This window comes from Phytobacter cepae, from assembly GCF_054165735.1.
In genome coordinates, this window is sequence record NZ_CM135107.1 from 3,253,777 (window position 1) to 3,278,374 (window position 24,598).

General features: G+C 52.2%; 24 protein-coding genes. 13 read left to right on the forward strand and 11 right to left on the reverse strand.

Going from position 1 to position 24,598, the window contains the following annotated elements; translation table 11 throughout:
• The first annotated feature begins 101 nt into the window (after positions 1–101).
• Positions 102–761, forward strand: a complete 660-nt coding sequence (gene yccA, locus ACUY4Q_RS15360) for an FtsH protease modulator YccA (RefSeq protein ID WP_458043601.1) — start codon at positions 102–104, stop codon at positions 759–761.
• A gap of 91 nt (positions 762–852) precedes the next feature.
• Positions 853–1,179 (forward strand): sulfurtransferase TusE, encoded by a 327-nt coding sequence (tusE, locus tag ACUY4Q_RS15365; protein ID WP_458043602.1) that lies wholly within the window; start codon positions 853–855, stop codon positions 1,177–1,179.
• On the opposite strand, the gene yccX is transcribed toward tusE, so the two are convergent.
• Positions 1,176–1,469, reverse strand: coding sequence for an acylphosphatase (gene yccX / locus ACUY4Q_RS15370; protein WP_458043603.1), 294 nt, complete (start codon positions 1,467–1,469; stop codon positions 1,176–1,178). The two genes, tusE and yccX, sit on opposite strands and share 4 nt — an antisense overlap.
• A gap of 221 nt (positions 1,470–1,690) precedes the next feature.
• Here yccX and ACUY4Q_RS15375 point away from each other — a divergent pair, with 221 nt between their 5' ends.
• From ACUY4Q_RS15375 to hspQ, 3 genes are all read left to right on the forward strand, one after another.
• Positions 1,691–2,494, forward strand: a complete 804-nt coding sequence (locus tag ACUY4Q_RS15375) for a hypothetical protein (RefSeq protein ID WP_458043604.1) — start codon at positions 1,691–1,693, stop codon at positions 2,492–2,494.
• A 77-nt stretch (positions 2,495–2,571) separates the two neighbouring features.
• Positions 2,572–3,762 carry a 23S rRNA (cytosine(1962)-C(5))-methyltransferase RlmI gene (rlmI, locus tag ACUY4Q_RS15380; protein ID WP_458043605.1) on the forward strand — a complete coding sequence of 397 codons (1,191 nt, stop codon included), beginning with the start codon at positions 2,572–2,574 and terminating at the stop codon, positions 3,760–3,762.
• A 59-nt stretch (positions 3,763–3,821) separates the two neighbouring features.
• Positions 3,822–4,139, forward strand: coding sequence for a heat shock protein HspQ (gene hspQ, locus ACUY4Q_RS15385; RefSeq protein WP_458043606.1), 318 nt, complete (start codon positions 3,822–3,824; stop codon positions 4,137–4,139).
• Positions 4,140–4,167: 28 nt separating this feature from the next.
• Here the strand turns inward: hspQ and ACUY4Q_RS15390 are convergent, their stop codons facing one another.
• Complete coding sequence (locus ACUY4Q_RS15390) at positions 4,168–4,581, reverse strand: CoA-binding protein (protein WP_458043607.1); 414 nt, start codon at positions 4,579–4,581, stop codon at positions 4,168–4,170.
• Between the two features lie 163 nt (positions 4,582–4,744).
• On the opposite strand from ACUY4Q_RS15390, the gene csgI reads away from it, so the two are divergent.
• Positions 4,745–5,407 carry a curli synthesis inhibitor gene (gene csgI / locus ACUY4Q_RS15395; RefSeq protein ID WP_458043608.1) on the forward strand — a complete coding sequence of 221 codons (663 nt, stop codon included), beginning with the start codon at positions 4,745–4,747 and terminating at the stop codon, positions 5,405–5,407.
• Between the two features lie 111 nt (positions 5,408–5,518).
• Positions 5,519–5,977: a methylglyoxal synthase gene (mgsA, locus tag ACUY4Q_RS15400; protein ID WP_458043609.1), complete on the forward strand. Its 459-nt coding sequence runs from the start codon at positions 5,519–5,521 to the stop codon at positions 5,975–5,977.
• A 31-nt stretch (positions 5,978–6,008) separates the two neighbouring features.
• Here mgsA and helD read toward each other — a convergent pair whose 3' ends face one another.
• Positions 6,009–8,063 (reverse strand): DNA helicase IV, encoded by a 2,055-nt coding sequence (gene helD / locus ACUY4Q_RS15405; protein WP_458047359.1) that lies wholly within the window; start codon positions 8,061–8,063, stop codon positions 6,009–6,011.
• Between the two features lie 120 nt (positions 8,064–8,183).
• On the opposite strand from helD, the gene ACUY4Q_RS15410 reads away from it, so the two are divergent.
• On the forward strand, positions 8,184–8,630 hold the full coding sequence (locus ACUY4Q_RS15410; protein WP_458043610.1) for a YccF domain-containing protein: 447 nt from the start codon (positions 8,184–8,186) through the stop codon (positions 8,628–8,630).
• Positions 8,631–8,645: 15 nt separating this feature from the next.
• Positions 8,646–10,775 carry a YccS family putative transporter gene (gene yccS, locus ACUY4Q_RS15415; protein WP_458043611.1) on the forward strand — a complete coding sequence of 710 codons (2,130 nt, stop codon included), beginning with the start codon at positions 8,646–8,648 and terminating at the stop codon, positions 10,773–10,775.
• On the opposite strand, the gene ACUY4Q_RS15420 is transcribed toward yccS, so the two are convergent.
• Positions 10,769–11,389, reverse strand: a complete 621-nt coding sequence (locus ACUY4Q_RS15420) for a TfoX/Sxy family DNA transformation protein (protein WP_458043612.1) — start codon at positions 11,387–11,389, stop codon at positions 10,769–10,771. The genes yccS and ACUY4Q_RS15420 overlap by 7 nt on opposite strands.
• Before the next feature lie 217 nt (positions 11,390–11,606).
• Between ACUY4Q_RS15420 and sulA the strand changes: the two genes are divergently transcribed.
• Both sulA and ompA read left to right on the forward strand, forming a co-directional pair.
• Complete coding sequence (gene sulA, locus ACUY4Q_RS15425) at positions 11,607–12,107, forward strand: SOS-induced cell division inhibitor SulA (RefSeq protein WP_458043613.1); 501 nt, start codon at positions 11,607–11,609, stop codon at positions 12,105–12,107.
• Positions 12,108–12,473: 366 nt separating this feature from the next.
• Positions 12,474–13,532: a porin OmpA gene (ompA, locus tag ACUY4Q_RS15430; protein ID WP_458043614.1), complete on the forward strand. Its 1,059-nt coding sequence runs from the start codon at positions 12,474–12,476 to the stop codon at positions 13,530–13,532.
• A 62-nt stretch (positions 13,533–13,594) separates the two neighbouring features.
• Here the strand turns inward: ompA and matP are convergent, their stop codons facing one another.
• Positions 13,595–14,050 carry a macrodomain Ter protein MatP gene (gene matP / locus ACUY4Q_RS15435; RefSeq protein WP_458043615.1) on the reverse strand — a complete coding sequence of 152 codons (456 nt, stop codon included), beginning with the start codon at positions 14,048–14,050 and terminating at the stop codon, positions 13,595–13,597.
• Positions 14,051–14,233: 183 nt separating this feature from the next.
• Between matP and ACUY4Q_RS15440 the strand changes: the two genes are divergently transcribed.
• Both ACUY4Q_RS15440 and fabA read left to right on the forward strand, forming a co-directional pair.
• Entirely contained in the window at positions 14,234–15,994 is a 1,761-nt protein-coding gene (locus ACUY4Q_RS15440; protein ID WP_458043616.1) for an AAA family ATPase, read from the forward strand.
• Positions 15,995–16,063: 69 nt separating this feature from the next.
• A complete protein-coding gene (fabA, locus tag ACUY4Q_RS15445; RefSeq protein WP_437431331.1) occupies positions 16,064–16,582 on the forward strand; it encodes a bifunctional 3-hydroxydecanoyl-ACP dehydratase/trans-2-decenoyl-ACP isomerase in 519 nt (172 codons plus the stop codon).
• Between the two features lie 64 nt (positions 16,583–16,646).
• On the opposite strand, the gene rmf is transcribed toward fabA, so the two are convergent.
• The 6 genes from rmf to rlmKL form a co-directional block, all read right to left on the reverse strand.
• Positions 16,647–16,814, reverse strand: a complete 168-nt coding sequence (gene rmf / locus ACUY4Q_RS15450; RefSeq protein WP_458043617.1) for a ribosome modulation factor — start codon at positions 16,812–16,814, stop codon at positions 16,647–16,649.
• Between the two features lie 253 nt (positions 16,815–17,067).
• Entirely contained in the window at positions 17,068–17,634 is a 567-nt protein-coding gene (gene pqiC / locus ACUY4Q_RS15455) for a membrane integrity-associated transporter subunit PqiC (RefSeq protein ID WP_458043618.1), read from the reverse strand.
• Positions 17,631–19,271, reverse strand: coding sequence for an intermembrane transport protein PqiB (pqiB, locus tag ACUY4Q_RS15460; protein WP_458043619.1), 1,641 nt, complete (start codon positions 19,269–19,271; stop codon positions 17,631–17,633). Before pqiB ends, pqiC begins: the two co-directional genes overlap by 4 nt.
• A 3-nt stretch (positions 19,272–19,274) precedes the next feature.
• A complete protein-coding gene (gene pqiA / locus ACUY4Q_RS15465; protein ID WP_458043620.1) occupies positions 19,275–20,528 on the reverse strand; it encodes a membrane integrity-associated transporter subunit PqiA in 1,254 nt (417 codons plus the stop codon).
• A 14-nt stretch (positions 20,529–20,542) separates the two neighbouring features.
• Positions 20,543–22,450 carry an ABC transporter ATP-binding protein gene (locus ACUY4Q_RS15470; RefSeq protein WP_458043621.1) on the reverse strand — a complete coding sequence of 636 codons (1,908 nt, stop codon included), beginning with the start codon at positions 22,448–22,450 and terminating at the stop codon, positions 20,543–20,545.
• Between the two features lie 12 nt (positions 22,451–22,462).
• Positions 22,463–24,571 (reverse strand): bifunctional 23S rRNA (guanine(2069)-N(7))-methyltransferase RlmK/23S rRNA (guanine(2445)-N(2))-methyltransferase RlmL, encoded by a 2,109-nt coding sequence (gene rlmKL / locus ACUY4Q_RS15475; RefSeq protein ID WP_458043622.1) that lies wholly within the window; start codon positions 24,569–24,571, stop codon positions 22,463–22,465.
• Positions 24,572–24,598: the final 27 nt, after the last annotated feature.

Consider the following 24,598-nt stretch of genomic DNA (forward strand, 5'->3'; position numbering starts at 1 on the left):
ACTTGCATATTGAGTAAAGATGGGTAAAACAGCTAGGTAAGGAAACGGGGATTTCCTATCCTCACCCCATATATCTTCTGATCTGTCTAAGAGAGTGCCCTATGGATCGTATTGTTACCTCCTCGCGCGACCGTACATCGTTGCTTAGCACCCATAAAGTGCTCCGTAATACCTATTTTCTGCTCAGTCTGACGCTGGCGTTTTCTGCCATGACGGCAACCGCAAGCACCCTGCTGGCATTGCCGTCTCCGGGCCTGATTCTTACTCTGGTTGGTATGTATGGTCTGATGTTCCTGACCTATAAAACGGCTAATCAACCGATCGGCATACTGTCTGCGTTCGCCTTTACCGGCTTCCTCGGCTATATCCTGGGTCCAATCCTGAACGCCTATTTGTCGGCGGGCATGGGAGATGTGATTGGTTTGGCTCTGGGGGGAACCGCACTGGTGTTCTTCTGCTGTTCTGCTTACGTTCTGACAACACGCAAAGACATGTCTTTCCTCGGCGGCATGCTGATGGCGGGCATTGTTGTGGTACTGATCGGGATGGTGGCGAATATTTTCCTGCAGCTGCCGGCTCTGCACCTGGCCATCAGCGCAGTGTTCATCCTGATTTCAACGGGCGCCATTCTGTATGAAACCAGCAATATCATTAACGGTGGTGAGACCAATTACATCCGTGCGACCGTTAGCCTGTATGTTTCCATCTATAACATCTTTGTCAGCCTGTTGAGCATTCTCGGCTTTGCCAGCCGTGACTAATCGTCAGCCTGTATAACCAAAGCCCTGCTTAAGCGGGGCTTTGTTTTTTGGTACACTGCCCGGCAGTGAATGACTGACATTGTGATATCTCATGATTTTTGAAGGCATAGAAATAGAGACCGATAGCGAAGGCTATCTGAAAGACACCACGCTGTGGAGCGAAGGACTGGCATCGGCTATCGCCGAAAATGAAGGAATTACCCTCGCCGTTGAGCACTGGGAAGTGGTGCGTTTTGTACGCGAATTCTATCTGGAGTTTAATACCTCACCGGCCATTCGCATGCTGGTGAAGGCAATGGCCAATAAGTTTGGCGAAGAGAAAGGAAACAGTCGCTATCTTTACCGCCTGTTTCCAAAAGGCCCGGCAAAGCAGGCGACCAAAATTGCCGGCCTGCCTAAACCGGTGAAATGTATTTAATAGCGTATGCCGAAGTTCGTCCACGTGCTGCCGGGTTGATGCGGCTCAGTGAGTACCCGCTCAACCTTCGCACTTCGTGGCCCGCCCGCCTTCAGCCAGTCAATCAGCGCTTCAACTTTTTGGCTGTCGCCACAGGCGACCACTTCCACACTCCCATCGTCCATGTTGCGCGCGTAGCCCGTCAACCCAAGCCGCTGCGCTTCACGTTGGGTGCTATAGCGAAACCCCACCCCCTGCACTCGGCCATGAACCCAGCAGATGGTGCAATGTGGTGACTTTTCATGACTCATAAATCCCCCTTTTGAAGGCCAGAATTGTTCTTTTCAGATGCTGAGGTTACTAATTTTAGTAAAGTGTACGCACAGGTTCAAAAGTCAGACTAAACTTCTGATTAATGTGAATATATTCGCTGATTTTCGCAAATGTTGTGCGTGATTGTGTGAGGTTTGTTCACAACAGATGATTGTCATTAGATGGAATGTAGTTAACCCCATATCACACAGGAAGATAAATGACTCAGGCTCGAATGACAGTCAGTGATATAAACCAGTGGCGCGGTATTGAAGCAGATGTGCTGGACGTGTTGTTCGCCGAGGCGTACCGCTCCTTTTCCAGCATGGTTGGGTACGATTTAGAAAAAGATTTTATTCTGACCAATGCCGCCGAATCCTCATGCCCTATGGTGTTTTCTCCGCAGTCAATCAATAGGGACAAGGATTATTACCGGGTCTGTTTAAATATTACAGATGCAACAAACTGGGGAATGATTATCTATCAGGTAACCCATATGTTTTGTCACGCGTACTGCCGTTATGACAGAGCGAATGTGCATAAACATCACTGGTTTGAAGAAGCCATTTGTGAAGCTGCTGCAATGTGTAACCTCTACCACTTTCAACAGAACTGGGATTCACTGCCGTTAGCCCGCTATCCAAAGATAAATGAGCACAAAGAGAGAGTGTTTAATTATTTGTGGTCAGTGTTACGGGACGTCCCCAAAAATATTCCCACCTCCGCCATCCTTCAGTTTATAAATGACAATATTACGGTATTAGAGGTCAAGAGTATTACCCGCATATGGGATCAGGCCACGCTTAAAAATATCCATGGTGTTTCCTGGTACCTCTGCGAACACGTCTTTTTCCAGGATGCGCGTCACTGGAAGGCCATAGGGTACTTCAATCTGTGGGATGCGTCGGAGGATAAAAATTTCATCAGCTTCATTAAAAATTGGATCCGATATGGTGACAGCCACGTCAGCGCAATAGCCAGTACGCTCGGTATCGTGATTTTTGAAACCGAAAATTTGCATTGATACGCGGTACGTTGCAATTGCGCCATGAACCCATGACAATAGCGCCCAATTTCTCCCGTTTAGCTGAATAATTGACTATGACTGCACGTTTAGTACTGACCAAAGGCCGCGAAAAATCACTGCTGCGCCGCCACCCATGGGTGTTCTCCGGGGCTATCGCCCGCATGGAAGGAAAAGCCAGCCTGGGTGAAACCGTTGACATTGTTGATGCTCAGGGAAAATGGCTGGCCCGCGGCGCTTTTTCTCCGGCATCACAAATCCGTGCCCGCGTCTGGACCTTCGATAAGGAAGAGGCGATTGATATCGACTTCTTCAGTCGCCGAATTCAGCAAGCCCAGACCTGGCGTGACTGGCTGGCACAGCGTGATGGGCTGGACAGCTACCGCCTGATTGCCGGTGAGTCTGATGGTTTACCCGGCGTAACTATCGATCGTTTTGGCAATTTCCTGGTGCTGCAACTGCTAAGTGCCGGTGCAGAATATCAACGTCCGGCGATCTTATCGGCTCTGCAAGCTCTCTATCCGGCTTGTTCCATCTACGATCGCAGCGATGTTGCGGTACGAAAAAAAGAGGGAATGGAGCTGACGCAAGGCCTGGTGGTTGGTGAAATGCCACCAGAACTGTTAGCTATTGAAGAAAACGGCATGAAGCTGTTTGTCGATATTCAGGCAGGCCACAAAACGGGTTATTACCTTGATCAACGTGACAGCCGCCTCGCCACTCGTCGCTACGTCGCAGACAAACGGGTCCTTAACTGCTTCTCGTACACCGGTGGATTTGCTATCTCAGCCTTAATGGGTGGCTGCCGCCAGGTCGTCAGCGTCGATACCTCGCAGGAAGCACTGGATGTGGCAAAAAAGAACGTAGAGCTGAATCAACTTGATCTCAGCAAAGCGGAGTTCGTCCGTGACGATGTGTTTAAACTGCTGCGTAAATATCGCGATCAGGGCGAAAAATTCGACGTTATCGTGATGGATCCGCCGAAGTTTGTTGAGAACAAAAGTCAGCTTCAGGGCGCATGCCGTGGCTACAAAGATATCAACATGCTGGCAATCCAACTGCTCAATCCCGGCGGCGTGTTGATGACTTTCTCCTGTTCAGGCCTGATGACCACGGATTTATTCCAGAAAATTATTGCGGATGCCGCAATAGATGCGGGTCGTGATGTACAATTTATAGAACAGTTCCGTCAGGCTGCGGATCACCCGGTGATTGCACCTTACCCGGAAGGGTTGTACCTGAAAGGGTTTGCCTGTCGCGTCATGTAGCTTGATTTTTGGAACTTTGCCCACATATCTGGGGGAGTAACAGTTTTCAGGAGGTGACTATGATAGCCAGCAAATTTGGTATCGGTCAGCAGGTTCGTCACTCGCAGTTGGGTTATCTGGGTGTCGTGCTTGATATCGATGCAGAATATTCTCTGGATGAACCGCCGGTTGATGAGATGGCGGTAAACGATGAGCTCCGTGCTGCGCCCTGGTACCATGTGATCATGGAGGGTGATGACGGAGAGCCGATTCATACTTATCTGGCTGAAGCACAGCTTCAGCGTGAGATAGCGGATGAACATCCAGAGCAGTCTTCTATGGATGAGCTGTCCCGTTCTATCCGTAAACAGCTACAGGCTCCACGCCTCCGACACTGACGACACCCCGCCCTGGCGGGGTGTTTTTTTATTTGGCGAGCCCCAGTCGAGGTATTTCAATCGCCGGGCACCGATCCATCACCACTTTGATTCCCGCTTCACTCGCTAACACAGCTGCCTGTTCGTTAATCACACCCAGTTGCATCCATAGCGTTTTCGCACCAATGGCAATCGCTTCCTGTGCTACGCCCCAGGCCGCTTCAGAATTACGGAACACATCCACCATATCGACTTTTTCCGGAACATCCGCGAGGGTCGCATACCCTTGTTGCCCCAGCAACGTCGTGCCTGCCACCTTCGGCGAAACAGGAATGACGTGATAGCCCTGATCGAGAAGGTACTTCATCACACGGTAGCTTGGCCTGTCAGGTTTATCGCTCGCACCGACTAATGCAATGGTACGGGTCGAGGTAAGGATCTCAGCGATGTCAGTCTCTTTCATATTTCCTCCTGCGGTTTTTAAAAGTGTACGCCAAACATGCCGTTGCAACCATGTATCCCATACATAAGTATGAGAGCGTTTCGCTTAAGATTGCCTATATATTAATCAATATAATCTCAGTCAATGAATCAGGTCATCAGTCAGGCCTCGGCGGGAGCACAGAATGAGATGGGGGTGTGCGATTGTAATTATGGCGAGTTTCTTGCCCGTTCAGGTGCTGGCGACAACGCTGAGATTGTCCAACGATATTGATCTGCTGGTGCTTGATGGCAAAAAAGTGTCCAGCTCTCTGCTGCGGGGGGCCGAGAGCATTGAACTGGAAAATGGTTTACACCAGGTGGTCTTCCGGGTCGAAAAAACCATTAATAGTAGTAACCATGAATCACGGCTCTTCACCTCGGTCCCCTTGATCGCTACGTTTAACACGCAGTTAATCGGGCAAGTGAATTTCAGTCTGCCGCCACTCGACACGCAAAAAGAAGCCGAACGGTTTAATGCCACTCCGCATATAGCCCTGCTCGACGGTAACGCGACACCGATTCCCGTAAAGCTCGATATCCTTGAAATCATCACACGCCCTAAGGGCATTGATTACGAGACGGATACGGAGAGCTATAACAAAGCGGGAAAATATGCTTCACTGCCGCACTTTGCCACCATGATGGCCGACGACAGCACGCTGCTCTCGGGGGTATCAGAATTAGACATGCCGCCGGCGCAATCGCAAAATCTAACGGAACAGCGGCTCAAGTACTGGTACCAGCAGGCCGATCCTGCGACGCGCGACCGTTTTTTACAGTGGATTAAACAACAGCCCTCTTCCTGACAGTGCGTCAGTTAACATAACGCTCTGCATCCCCGTTTTTTTCGCCGACTTCTCTTGCAGCATCAGGCGCTTCCAGTAATCTGTAGCGAAGTTAAATAACGGAATGGAATTATGGAACTCACTACACGCACCTTACCTGTGCGCAAGCACATTGCGCTGGTGGCGCACGATCACTGTAAACAGATGCTGATGTCCTGGGTAGAACGTCATCAGGCTCAACTGGGCGAGCATGAACTTTATGCCACTGGAACAACGGGCAACCTTATACAACGGGCGACGGGCCTGAGCGTCAACGCTATGCTGAGCGGTCCAATGGGCGGCGATCAGCAGGTCGGCGCACTGATTTCGGAAGGCAAAATTGATGTCTTAATTTTCTTCTGGGATCCTTTAAACGCGGTACCACACGACCCGGACGTCAAAGCCCTGCTGCGCCTGGCGACGGTCTGGAACATCCCGGTTGCCACCAACTTGTCTACTGCCGATTTTATTATTCAGTCACCCCACTTCAATGACAGCGTCGATATCCTAATCCCGGATTATCCACGCTATCTCGCTGAACGCCTGAAGTAAGCGGGCTCAGGCGGTCATTGCCGCCTGATGCTCAGGGCTTACGCGCAACCTGCACGTTGAGTTTTTTGAGGCAATCAACGAATCGTGAAGGGTTTTCTTTATTAAAGAGCACCCAGACACGCTTTTTGGCACGCGTAAGCGCCACATAAAACAAACGTCTTTCTTCCGCATCCGGAAAATCCTCCGGCATGGGCAACAAGGCTTGTTCCATGAGTGATTCGCGGGCCGGTGCCGGAAAACCGTCCTGCCCTTCGTGAAGACCGAGCACAATGACATATTCTGCCTGCTGCCCTTTGCTGGCATGAATGGTCATAAAATCGAGCTGCAGTTTAGGCCAGCGCGTTGAGGCTTTTTCAAGGCTGGCCGGTTTGCCATGATGGTAACGCGCCAGCACCAAAATGCGATCGTCCGGGGTTGCATATCCGCTCAACTTGTCGAGCAGCGCATCCAGTTGATCGTCCGCCAGCAAGGTCACCGCGTTCTTGTCACCCGCCGCCAGACTGTTCAACGGTTTACTGAGTTGATGCGGATTCTGTTGAATAAAACCATTCGCCACTTCGCCAATGCGCGTAGTAAAGCGATAGGTCGTGTCTAATGCGCAGACGTCGCCTTCGCCAAAATAGTCATGAAATGCCGTGGTGAGTGACAGCTGCGCCCCGCTGAACCGATAGATAGCCTGCCAGTCGTCCCCCACCGCAAACAGTGTGGTTTCGGAATTCTGCCGCCGTAATGCTGCCAGCAGCGCGGCGCGCTGAGGAGAGATATCCTGAAACTCATCCACCAGAATATGTTTCCAGGGGCTAACGAAGCGCCCTTTTTCCAGTACAGCGATGGCCTGGTGAATAAGGCCCGAGAAATCTACGGCATTTTCTGCTTTCAGGGCCGCTTTCCAGGCCTTCAATAGCGGAGACATCAATTTAATTCGCTTGCTGAATAATGCGCGAATCTCTTCCGGTGCTCCTTCTATCATCTCCGCCTGACTGCCCCCGTGCATACGAATCAGACTTATCCAACGGTCAAGGCGCACGCCAATGCGCTGCAGCACTTTTTTGTCGTTCCAGAAGTCCTCTTCTGGCAACGTCCAGTCTAACTCGTCATTCAACCACTGCCGCCAGCCGTTAGCCTGCGATTTTTTCTCCGCACACTGTTGTTGCCAGGTTTGAATCAGGAGGGATTGCCTTGCTGCCGTATCATTTTCCAGCTCGCTAATGGCAGGCGCTTTTTTGCCCCCCTGCTGAATGATATTCAGGGCAAGCGCATGGAATGTCCGCGCGGAAATCGCATCGGTATGAAGTCGCTCCCGAATACGTTCGTCCATTTCATGTGCCGCTTTCCGCCCAAATGCCAGCAGCAGAATTTGTTCTTCAGAGGCTTCACCCCGCGCCAGTAGCCAGCCAGCACGTGCGACCAGTACAGACGTTTTGCCGCTTCCCGCCCCAGCAAGCACCAGCAGTGAGTGTTCACCATTTACCACCGCCCGTGCCTGTGCCGGGTTCAGCGGCGAGGATTCGATGTCCTTGAAGAAGTCCGCGTATTCAGTGAGCATTTTTTGCGTCCATGCCTGATTATGTTCGGCACGACGTCCTTCGGTATCCTGCAGCCACAACTGGCACTGGCGCCATAGTTCGCGACAATTATCAAACGTCTCCAGCCGTCGGAGTGGTACCGGCAGCGCGTCGAAAGCGGTATTAAGCTGCTGTTTGAGTCCCGATAATTGTGCACGTGTCAGCCAGGCGGCGTGGTTAACCCGACCCGCAATGGCATCGAGCTGGGCGGAGAGCACGCCAGCGGCCACCTCGCTCATCTCCTCGCTCCAGCGCTGCCAGCGCTCGTTGAGATGCTGAAAGAAACGTTGAGTTTCCCCCCACTCTGTTCCGTGCAGACGCACGACCTTATTATCGGCAAGGATGAATTCCAGCTCGCCCCACACCAGTCCACGTTTGCACTCAATGGTCAATAACTGGTTGAAAGGAATGAGGTACTCATGCTTGTCGCCGGACACTTTTACCCCGGCATTGAGTAGAACGATTCGGTCGTAGGGATGCTGCGCCAGACGTTTTCCTAATGAGGTTGCTTTAAGTTCCATCACACATCGTTTCTCAGCTGACTGTGAATCTCAGTGTAACCGCCAGAGAAAACGTGCTCCAGTCTAAAAAATCATTACAATTGACCAAAACATTCACTGAATGGATTACAGCGAGGCGTTATGCGTACGGTTTTGAATATTCTGAATTTTGTATTGGGCGGCTTTGCCACCACATTAGGTTGGTTAGTTGCCACGGTGGTGAGTGTGGTGCTGGTTGTGACACTGCCATTGACCCGCTCCTGCTGGGAAATCACCAAGCTGTCGCTGATTCCCTGGGGTAATGAAGCCGTCCATGTGGATGAACTGGAACCCGGCACCAAAAATTCGCTGCGCAATGCTGGCGGAACGGTACTCAATCTTGTCTGGTTTGTGCTGTTCGGCTGGTGGCTGTGCATAATGCATATTTTTGCTGGTATCGCACAATGCATCACCATCATCGGCATCCCGGTGGGGGTGGCCAATTTCAAAATTGCCGCCATTGCCCTATGGCCGGTGGGTCGTCGCGTCGTCCCGGTTGAGGTTGCGCGTGCGGCACGTGAGGCCAACGCCCATCGTCGTTTTCAGTAACAGGATGTTGAGTTTATGCTAAGCCCCCTGGTACGCCGTTATACATGGAACAGTGCCTGGCTGTATAACGTGCGCATTTTTATCGCCCTGAGTGGCAGTGCCGCGTTACCATGGTTACTTGGCGAGGTAAAGCTGACCATCCCGCTAACGCTTGGCGTGGTGGCGGCGGCACTGGCTGACCTTGATGACAGGCTGACCGGGCGACTGCGCAACCTCATCATCACCCTGATCTCGTTTTTTATCGCCTCGGCATCGGTGGAGTTACTCTTCCCCTGGCCCTGGCTGTTTGCGCCTGGACTGGTTATCTCCACCATCGGTTTTATTCTGCTGGGGGGGTTGGGGCAGCGCTACGCCACTATCGCGTTTGGCGCACTGCTGATCGCAATTTACACCATGCTGGGGGCTTCGCTATATAGCGTCTGGTATCAGCAGCCGTTGCTGCTGCTTGCGGGGGCCGTCTGGTTTAACCTGCTTACCCTGGCAGGGCACCTGGTGTTCCCCATCCGCCCTTTACAGGACAATCTTGCGCGCTGCTATGAACAGCTCGCACATTATCTTGAACTTAAGTCACGCCTTTTTGATCCTGATATCGAAGATGAAAGCAAAGCGCCGTTGTATGAACTGGCGCTGGCTAACGGGCAACTGGTCACGACGCTGAACCAGACTAAGGCGTCGCTGTTAACACGTTTGCGTGGGGACCGTGGTCAACGTGGCACGCGCAGAACGTTGCGTTATTATTTCACCGCTCAGGATATTCACGAACGCGCTAGCTCATCGCATATTCAGTACCAGGCATTGAGAGAGCACTTTCGTTATAGCGACATCATGTTTCGCTTTCAGCGCCTGATCTCTCAGCAGTCTCAGGCCTGCGCGCATCTTGCGCAGGCTATCTTATTGCGCAAACCGTATCAGCACGACAATCGATTTGAACGTGCCTTTATTCATCTTGATGCCGCACTCGACAGAATCCGAGCCAGTGGAACCACACCCAGTGAACAACTCAAGGCGCTTGGGTTTCTGCTGGATAACCTGAGGGCGATTGATGCGCAACTGGCATCAATTGAATCAGCCCAGCCGCAAACGTCGTTGCTAAATGAAACGGAGAGCATGCTGGCTGACGACAGCTTGCATGGGTTAAGTGATGTCTGGTTACGGCTACGCAGCAACCTGACCCCGGAATCTGCCCTTTTCCGCCATGCGGTGCGCATGTCAGTTGTATTGTGCGTGGGCTATGGCGTGATTCAGATCATGGGGCTACACCATGGATACTGGATTCTGCTGACCAGCCTGTTTGTCTGCCAGCCTAACTATAATGCAACACGCCATCGCCTGACGCTGCGAATCATGGGGACTCTGGCGGGCGTTGCGCTGGGTCTGCCGGTGCTGTACTTCGTTCCCTCCCTTGAGGGGCAATTGATCCTGATAGTCATTACCGGCGTGCTCTTCTTTGCCTTTCGTCTTGTGCAATATGCACAGGCCACCATGTTTATTACGTTACTGGTTTTACTCTGCTTCAACCTGCTTGGTGAAGGGTTCGAAGTGGCTATGCCGCGTGTTATCGACACCCTGATAGGTTGTGCTATTGCATGGGCAGCGGTGAGTTTTATCTGGCCGGACTGGCGCTTTCGGAATCTCGCGCGCGTTATTGATCAGGCTTTCAATGCAAATTGTCGCTATCTGGATGCTATTCTCGAGCAATACCATCAGGGGCGGGACAACCGTTTGACATACCGTGTTGCTCGCCGTGGGGCCTATCATCGCGATGCGGAGCTGGCCTCTGTTGTCTCTAATATGGCCTCTGAACCGGGTACGTTAGCCCAACAGCGCGAAGTCGCATTCCGTCTACTTTGTCTGAACCATACGTTCACCAGCTATATCTCCGCTTTGGGCGCGCATCGTGAGCAGCTCACGCATCCGGCTATTCTACGTCTGTTAGATGATGCGGTGTGCTATGTCGATGACGCGCTGCATCATCAACCTGCCGATGAAGAGCGCGTAAAATTGGCGCTGGCAGACCTTTCACGACGAATTAAACATCTGGAACCGCGGCCTGACAGTAAAGAGCCTCTTGTGTTGCAGCAAATTGGTTTACTGATCGCCCTCTTACCTGAAATGTGTCACTTACAGCAACAAGTCGTTCAGTGATGTTCCCAGACTTTGCTGTCCAGAGCGTTGAACCAGTCTATAAGCTCCTGGCGCTTAGTTGCCGGGAGCGCGGCTTCATGAAGACCGAAAATGGCGCCTTCCAGGGCCAGAAGCACTTTAACTCCCAGATTTTTATTCATCTTTTTAATGCGTAGCCAGCAGACTTTCGCTCCCAGCATGCGAAGCATTTTCACGTCTCGTACGCCGGCTTCACAGAGGAGCGCTTCCAGTTGAAACGTCAGATTTGGCAAATCCTTCAGTCGTAACATGGCCTTCCGCTGCTTGATTTCAGAGCGCGCTGCGTTCAGTGAACAGGAAGACAGTCGCACCAGCAGGGGGATATCCCGCCATAAGGTTTCATCGACGTAATAGTAATTGAGATAGATATCACGACCACGCTTCTGATAGGTCAGTAACGGTGACTGTCGTTTTACTGTATAAGTTGCACTTTCTTCACATACGCGTAAGTACAGTTCCCCCTTCGAGACCATGGCAAAAACAACGTTATCAACCGCCAGGCTATAGCCGCCAAACAGGGCCCGGGATTGAACTTTTCCCAATGGGGCGAGGTATTCCTGAGATAAATAGATCCTTTGATAGGATATGCTTTTCATGATTATTTCCTTGTAAATCATGGAGTAAAACAGCATCTTCGTTAACGGATCCGTTATTCAGGAACATAGGCAAGTCCGCGGCGCTCAGCAAGAAAATTTTACGCTTGTAGATAATAAGGCAGCAAAATTGCGAGCCTCTTTCAGAAAATGAGGTTGATCTTTAAACGCACCAGGGTTACTGTATAAACATACAGTAACTACCAGGGCTGGGCTGATCATGTACCACTCATTAAGCCGTGCAAATCGTTCAACACAATTCACTTCCGCACCTCGTGCACAAATCATCGATGCTCCAACCGGGCTTATCAGTGAGGTGGTTTATCGTGAAGACCAGCCCGCAATGACCCAATTGCTACTATTGCCGCTGTTGCAGCAACTCGGTCAGCAGTCACGCTGGCAACTCTGGCTCACGCCGCAGCAGAAACTGAGCCGTGAGTGGGTGCAATCTGCCGGGCTACCTTTAACCAAAGTGATGCAAATCAGCCAGCTTTCTCCTGACGTCACGCTCGAATCCATGATTCGTGCATTGCGTACGGGTAATTACAGTGTTGTTATTGGCTGGCATGCCGAAGAATTGACGGATGATGAGCATCATCAACTGGCCGTGGCGGCAGAAGAAGGAAATGCGATTGGGTTTGTGATGCGACCAGTGCGTCGCGATCCTCAGCATGCCAGACAGCATTCCGGGATAAAAATTCACTCAAATTTGTATCATTGAGTAAAAATAAGATAAATCCTGGCATTAATTTTACTTCTGATGCCCTTTGCAGGTTTATCAACTAAATAGCGCGCCAGGTCATGCGCGCCGCGCCTTCCAGCGTTTACACACTGATGATTGCTTGCGCATAATTGTTAAATAATGTGTATACAAAGCCTTTTTTTTCATATGCCTGACGGAGTTCACACTTGTAAGTTTCCAACTACGTTGTAGACTTTACATCGCCAGGGGTGCTCGGCATAAGCCAAAGATATCGTGAAGATATCTGCTGAGTAACAAGTGAGCAAGGCCCCCGGTGAAGGATTTAACCGTGATTTCTCTCCGAGATTTCCATGGCGATTTTTGGATGATAACGAGGCGCAAAAAATGAAAAAGACAGCTATCGCGATTGCAGTGGCACTGGCTGGTTTCGCTACCGTAGCGCAGGCCGCACCGAAAGATAATACCTGGTATGCAGGTGGTAAACTGGGCTGGTCTCAGTTCCATGATACTGGCTTCATCCCTAACGATGGCCCGACTCATGAAAACCAACTGGGTGCTGGCGCGTTCGGTGGCTATCAGGTTAACCCGTATGTTGGCTTCGAAATGGGCTACGACTGGCTGGGCCGTGAAGAGTATAAAGGCGATACCGTTAACGGTGCTTTTAAAGCTCAAGGCGTACAGCTGACCGCTAAGCTGAGCTACCCGGTAGCAGACGATCTGGACATCTACACCCGTCTGGGTGGTATGGTTTGGCGTGCAGACTCTAAAGCAAATGTTCCTGCTGCAGGCGCTCACTTCAAAGATCACGACACCGGTGTTTCCCCAGTATTCGCTGGTGGTGTTGAGTGGGCAGTTACCCGCGACATCGCTACCCGTCTGGAATACCAGTGGGTTAACAACATCGGTGATGCTAACACCGTTGGTACCCGTCAGGACAACGGTCTGCTGAGCGTAGGTGTTTCCTACCGTTTCGGCCAGCAGGAAGACGTAGCACCAGTTGTTGCTCCGGCTCCGGCACCGGCTCCAGAAGTACAGACCAAACACTTCACTCTGAAGTCTGATGTTCTGTTCAACTTCAACAAAGCCACCCTGAAACCGGAAGGCCAGCAGGCACTGGATCAGATGTACAGCCAGCTGAGCAACCTGGATCCGAAAGACGGTTCCGTTGTTGTTCTGGGCTTCACTGACCGCATCGGTTCTGACGCTTACAACCAGGGTCTGTCTGAGAAACGTGCTCAGTCCGTGGTTGATTACCTGATCTCTAAAGGTATCCCGTCTAACAAAATCTCCGCACGTGGCATGGGTGAATCCAACCCAGTTACTGGCTCCACCTGTGACAACGTGAAAGCGCGTCCTGCGCTGATCGATTGCCTGGCGCCGGACCGTCGCGTAGAGATCGAAGTTAAAGGCGTTAAAGACGTTGTAACTCAGCCGCAGGCTTAAGTTTTCCACGTCTTATAAAAAAACCCCGCATTGCGGGGTTTTTTATTGCCTGAAAAAGCGTTTTATTGCTCTTTACCTAATAACGCCTGCAAATCCTGCTTCAGCGAAGACATGGTTGTTGCGTACTTTTCTTTATGCTCGGCATCTTCGATCAGTTGCACAACCGTCTCCGAGAGTGTTTTGCCGCGACGCTGCGCGAGCCCCGCAAGCCGTTGCCAGACAACAAATTCGAGATCGATGGATTTCTTACGCGTGTGCTGATGTTCAGCATTGAAATGACGTTTACGCCTGGCCCGGATGGTTTGTTTCATGCGGTTAATAAGCGAAGCATTGATATGTTTTTCAATCCACGCGTTGACCTGAACCGGTTCATTCTCGAGGGTCAGCAATACATCGACAGCGTCTTTGGCTGCGCTGGCTTCAATGTATCGTGTGATGAGCTCGCCTTCACGATGCTTCTTCACCAGATATTTCCACTTCCAGCCGCTTTCAAGGTTTTCGAGTTGTTGATATTTCATTGCGATCTCAACGTTACCGTGTAACTCTGTTCAGAATATCAGTTTTTTCCTGCTCTGCTGCAAAGAAATCACATTCTGCGGACGAGAGCCGTCATTCAGCGAAAGGAAAACGTGTAATCCGTGTGTGCCGTACAGAGGTTTACGGTATAATCCCGCCCTTTACTTCAGACTAAAAAAACGACTTTGACCATTACAAAACTTGAATGGAATGATCTGATTCCTGAGACCGAAAGTCATCAGGACCTATTCAGTCAGGCCGAATTATCCGAAGACTCTGCCCTATTCCTGGGCGATACCCAACCCCGTTTACAGTACGCGCTGGAGCAATTCCTTCATCCGTCCTCTGATTCGCATTTCATGCTGGTCAAAGCGCCGGAAGAAGCAGAATACCTCGGGGTTCTTGCGCAGGCATTACAAGACCTGCTTCCTGAGACGTCGGAAGTGGTTGGCGGCGATTATCAGGTTTCTGGTTCGACGGTGACGTTTGAACCGGCCAAGGATGCGCTGGCTCGTTTTGCTGGAAAACAGCAGGCGGTCATTGCCGACTGGATTGAAGCGGAGCAGCTATTTGGTTGCGTGCGTCAGTTTAATAACGAAATTACGCTGCAACCTGGCCTCGTTCATGAAGCCAACGGCGGTATCCTTGTTATTTCACTGCGCACACTTATGGCACAGCCGCTGCTCTGGATGCGTCTGAAGACCATGATCACGCGCGGTCGTTTCGACTGGGTCTCTTTCGACGAATCGCGACCGTTGCCCGTTTCCGTGCCTTCCATGCCGCTGGAACTCAAAGTGATTCTGGTGGGGGAGCGTGATTCGCTGGCGGACTTCCAGGAGATGGAGCCGGAAGTTGCGGCACAATCCATTTATAGCGAATACGAAGAGAATCTACAGATTGCCGATGCGGAAACGATGGCACTCTGGAGCCAGTGGGTACTGTTGATTGCACAAAACGCCGAGCTCCCCTCGCCCGCCGCTGATGCCTGGCCAGTACTGATCCGTGAGGCGGTTCGCTACACCGGCGATCAGGAAACGCTCCCGCTCTGTTTCCTCTGGCTTACCCGCCAGTTACGTGAAGTGGCTGCATTTGCAGACAGTGAACGTTTCACGGCTGAGCAATTCACCACCATGCTCACCCAACGTGAGTGGCGTGAAGGCTATCTGGCCGAACGCATGCAGGACGAGATCCTACTTGAACAGATCCTCATCGAAACCGAAGGTGAGCGTGTCGGACAGATTAATGCGCTCTCCGTCATTGAATTTCCTGGGCATCCGCGTGCCTTCGGTGAGCCTTCGCGTATTAGCTGCGTCGTCCATATTGGAGACGGCGAGTTTAATGACATTGAACGCAAGGCAGAGCTGGGCGGAAATATTCATGCGAAAGGCATGATGATCATGCAGGCATTTTTGATGTCAGAGCTGGATCTCGAGCAGCAGATCCCCTTCTCAGCCTCGCTCACGTTCGAACAATCCTACAGCGAAGTGGATGGCGACAGTGCCTCCATGGCCGAGCTATGCGCATTAATCAGCGCACTGGCTGACGTACCGGTCACGCAAAGTATTGCCATTACCGGTTCAGTCGATCAGTTCGGTCGTTCGCAGCCGGTGGGCGGGCTTAACGAAAAAATTGAAGGCTTCTTTACCGTCTGCCAGAGTCGTGGGCTGGACGGTAAACAAGGGGTCATAATCCCGGTCTCTAACGTGCGCCATCTCTGCCTGCGTCAGGACATACTGGAAGCCGTTCAGGCAGGGCAGTTCTCTGTCTGGGCTATTGAAGACGTAATGGATGCGCTGCCGCTTCTGACCCAATTAGTGTGGGATGAAGAAGGACAGACTACGCTGAAGCAAACAATACTTGAACGTATTGCCCTGGCAACGCAACAAGATGCACGTCATCGTTATCCGTGGCCGCTGCGCTGGCTTGGCTGGTTCAGCCCGAACTGATCGGACTTGTTCAGCGTACACGTGTTAGCTATCCTGCGTCCGAAACTCACAATAAGGCTTACTGAGAACATGGTAGATAAACGCGAATCCTATACAAAAGAAGACCTTCTTGCCTCTGGTCGCGGAGAGCTGTTTGGCGCGAAAGGCCCGCAATTGCCGGCACCAAGCATGCTGATGATGGACCGTGTGGTCAAAATGACCGAGACCGGCGGGAATTTTGACAAAGGCTATGTCGAAGCCGAGCTGGATATCAATCCAGACCTGTGGTTCTTCGGTTGCCATTTCATTGGCGATCCCGTTATGCCAGGCTGCCTCGGTCTGGACGCAATGTGGCAGCTGGTTGGTTTTTATCTGGGCTGGCTGGGTGCCGAAGGTAAAGGCCGCGCCCTGGGCGTGGGTGAAGTGAAATTCACCGGTCAGATTCTGCCTACCGCTAAAAAAGTCACCTATCGCATTCATTTCAAACGCGTGATTAACCGTCGTTTGGTCATGGGTCTGGCAGATGGGGAAGTACTGGTTGATGGCCGCGTCATCTATACCGCTTCTGACCTGAAAGTGGGCCTGTTCCAGGACACATCCGCGTTCTGATTACCCGGCTCCTGAAACGCGAAACCTCCGCTATGCGGAGGTTTCTTTTTCTAAAGAGACAGAATCAGGCAATTACGGCCCTGTCCCCCATGGCCTCTCGCCAGCCTCCGAGCCAATAGGACCTCTGATTCAGCGTCTGATAAGGACACATTTCTTTAGGCCGTCCCGAAATACCGGCCTGATATCCACGTTGATGTGCCCGTTCCAGGCGATCACGTTTTTGTCTCTTCATGCCTCGTTTCCCTCATCTTTTGGTCTGGTGGAAAAGAAAACAGTGGTCATAATTCATGCAACCACAGGGTACGAATACCCTGGATAGCGGGCGACGTCAATGCGCAAAATTCACGCCAGTGTCATAAATGTGACCTGGAAATAAGTTCATTTGTACAAAAAATGTGAGCCAGTACAAGTAACTGACTGGGCATAAAACGAAAAAAACCGTCACCCAAAAAAGCGTGACGGCTTTTAAACTGCATGAATGCTACTTATCGTAAGCGCGAAAGTTCACCCGCTATGCTCGCCGCTTCCTGCTGCCATGCCTGAGCCAGCACTTTGACCATTTCGTCATAGCCATCCTGCTGCTGTTTAAGCTCAATGTGGAACGGTCGCTTGGTTAACTGGCCCTGGTGGTTAAGCAACCACTCTCCGCTCACAATGACTCGCCCATCGTAGCGGCCGTGAAAACCCGTCACCGTAACATTCAACGTATCCTGCACGCTGCCAAGCGGCTGCGAGGCGACGACCCAGCCAGGCAACTGGTTGCTGAGATTAGCGACCAGCGTGGTTCGCAGCTGCTGATCCAATGGACTGGCCCACAAATTGTTGGCCGCAATAACGTATTTAACGTCTGAAGTCTGATAGACCACGCCGTTGCCAGCCAGATAATCCGGCACACTGACCTGTTCAACCCACAATAAACGCTGCCCACTCGTGACTGCAGGGGCCGGGCTGGTGACTGTGGGAGAAGGCAACTGGTAATAGCTCTTGTTGTCACCACCCGCGCTACAGGCGGTCAGCAAGACCGCCAGAAGTGCTACTGCGCCTTTCTTCATTCTTTCGCCCTCTTCGGCTGCGGATCGTCTTTGCCTTTTGATTCAAATACCAGCGCGTTGCTCTTCTCGTTCAGGGTCTTGAGCACCGGTTGCAGCTCGCGTAAAACCTGATCGAGGCGCTGCATATCGGCCACCATTTTGTTATAGGCCGCAGAACCAGGCTGGAAGCCTTGCATGCTGCGGTTTAGTTCACGCAGCGTGCCTTGCATATCCGCAGGGAGCTGCTGCATAGACTGGCTGGCTGTCAGTTTGTTGAGATTATCGAGCGTCGTCTGCAGACGTCGCATCGTCTGTTGGCTCTGGGTGAGCGTATTGGTCGCCTGTTCAATCATCGGATTGAGCGGCAGATTGTTGATCTTATCGAGCGTATCCATCAATCGCTGCTGAATTTGCGCCAGACCGCCGCTGACCGTCGGAATAATACGATGCCCACCGAACTCCGGCATTTCGTTTATCGCCGGCGCTTTGGGGTAGAAGTCGAGATCAACATACAGCGCACCGGTGACGATATTACCCGTCTTCAATGCTGCTCGCAGACCACGCTTCATCAGCTCGGTAAGATGCCCATCAATGTCCGCATCGCCACCAAACTGATTGGCAATCCGCTCAGGCTCAATACGAATCAAAATAGGAATTCGATAATCATCATTGAGTTTCTGTCGCATCTCTGGCGTGAAGTAAGGGACTTTCTCTACGGTTCCCAGACGAATACCACGGAATTCAACAGGCGCACCTGGCTGCAGGCCGCGAATGGAATCCTTGAAGAACATCAGATAATCGGTATGCGCTGTATACAGAGACTCCTGGATACTCCGCTGGTCGTCAAACAGCATAAAGGCCGTTTTCTCTGCTACCGGTTCACCCAGTTCATTGCCTTCCGGCACATCAAAGCTGACTCCGCCGCCAAACAAGGTGCTCAGAGACCCCATCTCAACCCGCATTCCTGCAGAGGTCAGATCCACGGCAATGCCGCTGTCTTTCCAGAAGCGCACGTTGCTGGTCACCAGTCTGTCGTTAGGTGCATTGATAAAGAGCTGATAGGTAATGGTGCGCTTTTGCGTGTCAAAGGTACTGGTTTCCACCGAACCGACGCGATAGCCACGGAACAGCACCGGGTCCCCCGGCGAGAGCTGCCCGGCTTTTTTGCTGTCGAGAATGACCCGGATCCCTTTGGCATCCGGTGGTGCAAGCGGTGGTGCGTCCAGCAGCTTATAATCCTCAGGCTGACTGCCCTTCTTTCCTGGCTGCAGTTCAATGTATGCTCCGGACAGCAACGTCCCTAGTCCACTGATACCTTCGCGACCTACCTGCGGTTTCACCACCCAAAACACCGAATCGCTATGGAGCAATTTTTCCATCCCGGTGTTAAGGCGAGCTTTAATTTCCACATGCGTCAAGTCGTCGGTTAGCGTAGTGCTTTCGACAACCCCCACGTCCACGCTACGGCTTTTGATGGTCGTTTTTCCGCCAACGATACCTTCAGCATTGGTGGTGATGAGTGTGACCTCAGGCCCCTGGTGGCTGTAATGATAAAAGAGGATCCAGGCGCCAATCAGGGCTGTCACGATCGGGAAAATCCATACCGGCGACCAGTTTTTTACTTTCTGCACTTTCGCCTCCCCACTGTTTTTCTCCATGTCCTACTGCTCCTCATGGCTTGATTCAGGATCCCGGTCCCAGCTAAGACGTGGATCAAACGTCATGGCCGCAAACATGGTGACGATCACCACTAACGCAAACATTAATGCACCAATGGCCGGATAAATGTTCATCAGCCCACCCATACGTACCAGCGCCGACAAGACGGCAATCACAAACACATCAATCATCGACCAGCGGCCGACGAACTCCACAATTTCATACACAAAATGCATGCGTTCACTGTCACGCCGGCCGTGCCCTTTTGCATCCCAACACAGCCAGGCTATCGCAATCATTTTGAGGGTTGGCACCATAATACTGGCAATGAAAATCACCAGTGCCACGGGGTATGAGCCCTCACTCCAGAGCAGCACAACGCCCGCCAGTATCGTAGATGGCATTTGGTCGCCGAGCAGATCGGTAATCATGATTGGCAGAATATTGGCCGGAAGATAGAGCATGATTGAGGTAATGAGCAGCGCCATTGTCCATTGCAGGCTGTTCCTGCGCCGGACAAATCCGCGCGTATGGCAACGTGGACAAACCGGATTTTCCGCTGCCACAATCGCCGTGCAGCAGGGGCAACTGCGTAAGCCCTGATGAATACCCGGTACACCCACGCGCAGCGTTTTGGTCACAACGGGTGCGGGTGCGATGTCATCCCATAACCAGTGGCGGTCAACACACTGCACCGTTCTGAGCTGCAGAATGCAAAACAGACACCACGGGATAAAACTGCTGCCAATACCCACGTCACCATAGGCCATCAGTTTCACAAAACTCACCAGCACCCCGGCGAGAAAGATTTCCGCCATTCCCCAGGTTCTTAGCTGAAAAAGAATCCGCGCCAGAAAGATTTTGGTGCGTAACGACAGCGGAACGCGATTCACCAGTAATAAAATGGTGACCAGGCAAAACGCCGGAACAAACTGGACAAAAAGTAAGAAAAAGGTGCCAAGGCTGGCGTAATCTTCCGAGAACATCACGCCGGGAATTTGTAGCAGAGTCACCTCACTGGTGACCCCGGCCACTTTCATATTCACAAAGGGGAAAAGATTCGAGAGCAGCAGCATGAACAATGCCACCAAAGCATAAGCCGTGGGACGTTGCCGAGGCTCGTCCCATCGCGTGGTCAAAGTGGTGCCACAACGCGGGCATGCCGCCTTGTGGCCATGTTGCAACGCTGGCAGCGCGACCAGCAGATCACATTGCGTACAGAGAATGTGATGAGTGGCATGATGATGTTCGCACATACTGGCTTCCTGAATTATGCGCCGTTTTTAAGAGCCTCCAGCGACTCCCAGCGCTCAAACGCTTCTTCCAGCGCCTGCTCCGCCGAAGCCAGTTCGGCTAAGACTTTTTGCGTGTGATCGTGAGGCTGACTAAAGAAGCTGTTGTCTGCCACCTGGGCCTGCAGCGCTTCCAGCTCTGCTTCCAGCTTTTCCAGTTTTTGTGGCAACTGTTCCAGCTCACGTTGCAGGTTATAGCTTAGTTTGTTCGCGCCACGTTTGACAGCCTCAGATTTGGCAACCGCTTGTTCTGCCTCTTTCTTCACTGGCTGCGCTTTGAACGCCTGCGACGCAGACTGTTGGCCGCGCGCATCGTGATAGCCGCCGACGTACTGACCGATACGGCCGCCGCCTTCGAAGATCCAGCATTCAGTAACGGTATTATCAACAAACTGACGGTCGTGGCTCACCAGCATCACGGTGCCCTGATAGCCATCAATCAGCTCTTCAAGCAGTTCCAGGGTTTCGACATCCAGATCGTTTGTCGGTTCATCGAGAATCAACAGGTTACTGGGTTTCAGGAACAAACGCGCCAGCAGCAGACGGTTACGTTCCCCACCGGACAAAGCGCGTACGGGCGTCATTGCGCGTTTTGGGTGGAACAGGAAATCCTGCAGATAACCGAGCACATGGCGCGGTTTACCGTTGACCATCACTTCCTGCTTACCTTCTGCCAGGTTGTCCATGACCGTTCTGTCGGGATCGAGTTCAGCGCGGTGTTGGTCAAAGTAGGCCACTTCAAGCTTGGTGCCGCAGTGAACGCGACCGCTGTCTGCCTGCAACTGACTTAGCATCAATTTCAGCAACGTGGTTTTACCACAGCCGTTAGGCCCAATCAGGGCGATTTTGTCGCCACGCTGGACCTGCGCGGAGAAATCTTTCACCAGCACTTTGCCATCGACCTGATAATCAACATTTTCCATTTCGAAGACGATTTTGCCGGAACGGGAGGCTTCCTCGACCTGCATTTTCGCACTGCCCATTACTTCACGGCGCTGGCTACGTTCATTACGCATCGCTTTCAGTGCGCGCACGCGGCCTTCGTTACGTGTACGGCGCGCTTTGATGCCCTGGCGAATCCATACTTCTTCCTGCGCCAGCTTGCGATCGAACTCCGCATTTTGCAGTTCTTCAACGCGCAGGTTCTCTTCTTTTTCCAGCAGATAGGTGTCGTAATCGCCCGGATAGGTCACCAGTTTGCCGCGATCGAGATCGACAATGCGTGTCGCCATGTTGCGAATAAAGGAACGGTCGTGCGAGATGAAAATGATCGTCCCGCTGAAGGTTTTCAGGAATCCTTCCAGCCAGTCGATGGTTTCAATATCAAGGTGGTTAGTTGGTTCATCGAGGAGCAGCACGCGTGGCCCGCTGACCAGTGCGCGGCCCAGCGCGGCTTTACGCAACCAGCCGCCGGAAAGGGAGGCCAGCGGCATATCCGCCTCCAGCCCGAGTTGCGCCAGCACCTCGTTGATACGACTTTCAAGCTGCCACAGACCATGATGGTCAAGCAGATCCTGCAGGCGTGCCATCTCGCTGAGGTTTTTATCGCTCGGATCGGTCATCACCAGATGGGAAATGTCGTGGTAGCGTTTGAGATACTCCGCCTGCTCTTCAATCCCCTCGGCCACGAAGTCGTAGACACTGCCGCTCACATTACGCGGTGGGTCCTGCTGCAAACGGGCAACTACCAGATCCTGCTCATAAACAATGCGACCATCATCCAGGCCTTGTTCACGATTAAGGATTTTCATGAGGGTTGATTTGCCCGCGCCGTTACGACCAACGAGACAGACGCGTTCGTTTTCTTCGATATGCAACTCAGCATTATCGAGGAGAGGGGCATCGCTGAAAGACAGCCATGCGCCATGCATACTGATTAATGACATTTATTTATCCTTTCAGGCTGAGGTAATCAGCCAGCAGTTATGGATTTGGCGGTTACGGGCAAAATCTTGCGATTGCGTTTTTTGGGTGATTTCTTGTGCTATTAACCCAAGCTCTGCCAGTCCGTCGAGATCCATGCGGAAACCGCGTTTGTTGTTAGAGAACATGATAGTGCCGCCTTTACGCAGCATACGTTTGAGATCTTTCATTAACGCCAGGTGATCGCGCTGGACGTCAAATGACTCTTCCATTCGTTTCGAGTTGGAGAACGTTGGCGGATCGATAAAGATCAGATCGAACTGTTCGTTAGTCTCGCGCAACCAGCCCAGCACATCCGCCTGCAGCAAACGATGTGCACGGCCGCTCAGGCCATTAAGACGCAGGTTACGCTCTGCCCACTCCAGATAGGTGCGGGACATATCAACCGTGGTCGTGCTTTTCGCTCCGCCAAGACCCGCGTGAACGCTGGCACTGCCGGTGTACGCAAACAGATTGAGGAAATCTTTTCCCTTGCTCATCTGCCCGAGCATACGACGGGCGATACGGTGGTCAAGGAACAGGCCGGTATCAAGATAATCCGTCAGGTTGACCCACAGGCGCGCGTTGTATTCGCCGACCTCCAGGAACTCGCCCTTCTCGTTCATTTTCTGATACTGATTGGTGCCTTTCTGCCGTTCACGGGTTTTCAGCACCAGTTTATTCGGTGCGATTTCCAGGACGGCGATGGTGGCAGCAATGATATCGAACAGGCGCTGACGGGCTTTATTCGCATCAATGGTTTTCGGGGCAGCATATTCCTGAACAACGACCCATTCACCGTAGCGGTCAACGGCAACATTGTAATCCGGCAGATCGGCATCATACAGGCGATAGCATTCAATGCCTTCCTGTCGTGCCCACTTCTCCAGCTTTTTAACGTTCTTGCGCAGACGGTTGGCATAATCGTCTGCCATTGACGGCGCACGCACTTCACCGGTGTTTTCAGCCAGATGATAGTTTTTCTGCACGCAGTCCAGTGGACCGTTTTTAGCCTTGAACTGGCGGTCAGCACGCAATTGCAGGCAGTTAAGCAAATCGACAGAAGCGCTGAATAAGGAGAGATTCCAGCCGCCAAACTGCGATTTAAGGGTGCGCCCCAGCAAGCTATGCAGGGCGATGAGCGCCGGTTCGCTCTCCAGGCGCTCACCGTAAGGCGGGTTGCTGATGATTGTGCCATACGGCCCCTTAGGCAGCGGATTGGTCAGTTTTGCTGCATCCTTCACCTCAAAAGTGACCAGGTCGGCAATACCAGCGCGGCGGGCGTTGCGCTGCGCGCGCTCAATCACGCGTGCGTCGTTGTCAGAACCATAAAAATGGGACTGATAGTCAGCAAGCCCTTTACGCGCACGGACCTGCGCATCTGCTTTCACTTCCTGCCAGAGCGTTTCGTCATGCTGCGCCCAACCGCTAAAGCCCCAGTGACCACGGTGCAGACCAGGGGCACGATCGGTCGCCCACATCGCGGCTTCGATCAATAGCGTACCGGAACCACACATTGGATCCAGCAGTGGCGTTCCCGGCTGCCAGCCGGAACGCATGACGATTGCCGCCGCCAGGTTTTCTTTGATCGGTGCGATACCAGTGCGATCGCGGTAGCCACGCAGATGTAGACCTTCGCCGCTCAGATCCAGAGAGATGTGTGCCGTCTCTTTATTCAGCCAGACGTTAATACGCAGATCGGGCTGCTCACGATCGACATTTGGTCGCGGTAAATTTTTACGCGTGAAGCTGTCAACGATGGCATCTTTCACTTTCAGTGCGCCATACTGACTGTTTCGGATCTCGTCGTTCAGCCCGCTGAAGTGCACGGCAAAGGTCGCATCGGTGTTGAAAATCTCCGTCCAGTTGATCGCCTGCACGCCCAGATAGAGATCAAGATCGCTATACACCTTGCACTCACCCAGCGGCATCATAATGCGCGAGGCCAGACGGCTCCACATCAGGCTTGCATAGACAAGCCGGGTGTCACCATGGAAATGGACGCCCCCCTGAACCACCTGGCACTCTGTAGCACCCAGGTTTTCCAGTTCAGTTTTTAACAGCTCTTCCAGCCCACGGGCCGTACTGGCAAACAGAGAAATCATAAGGTCACTTAACTTTGAAGAAAATTG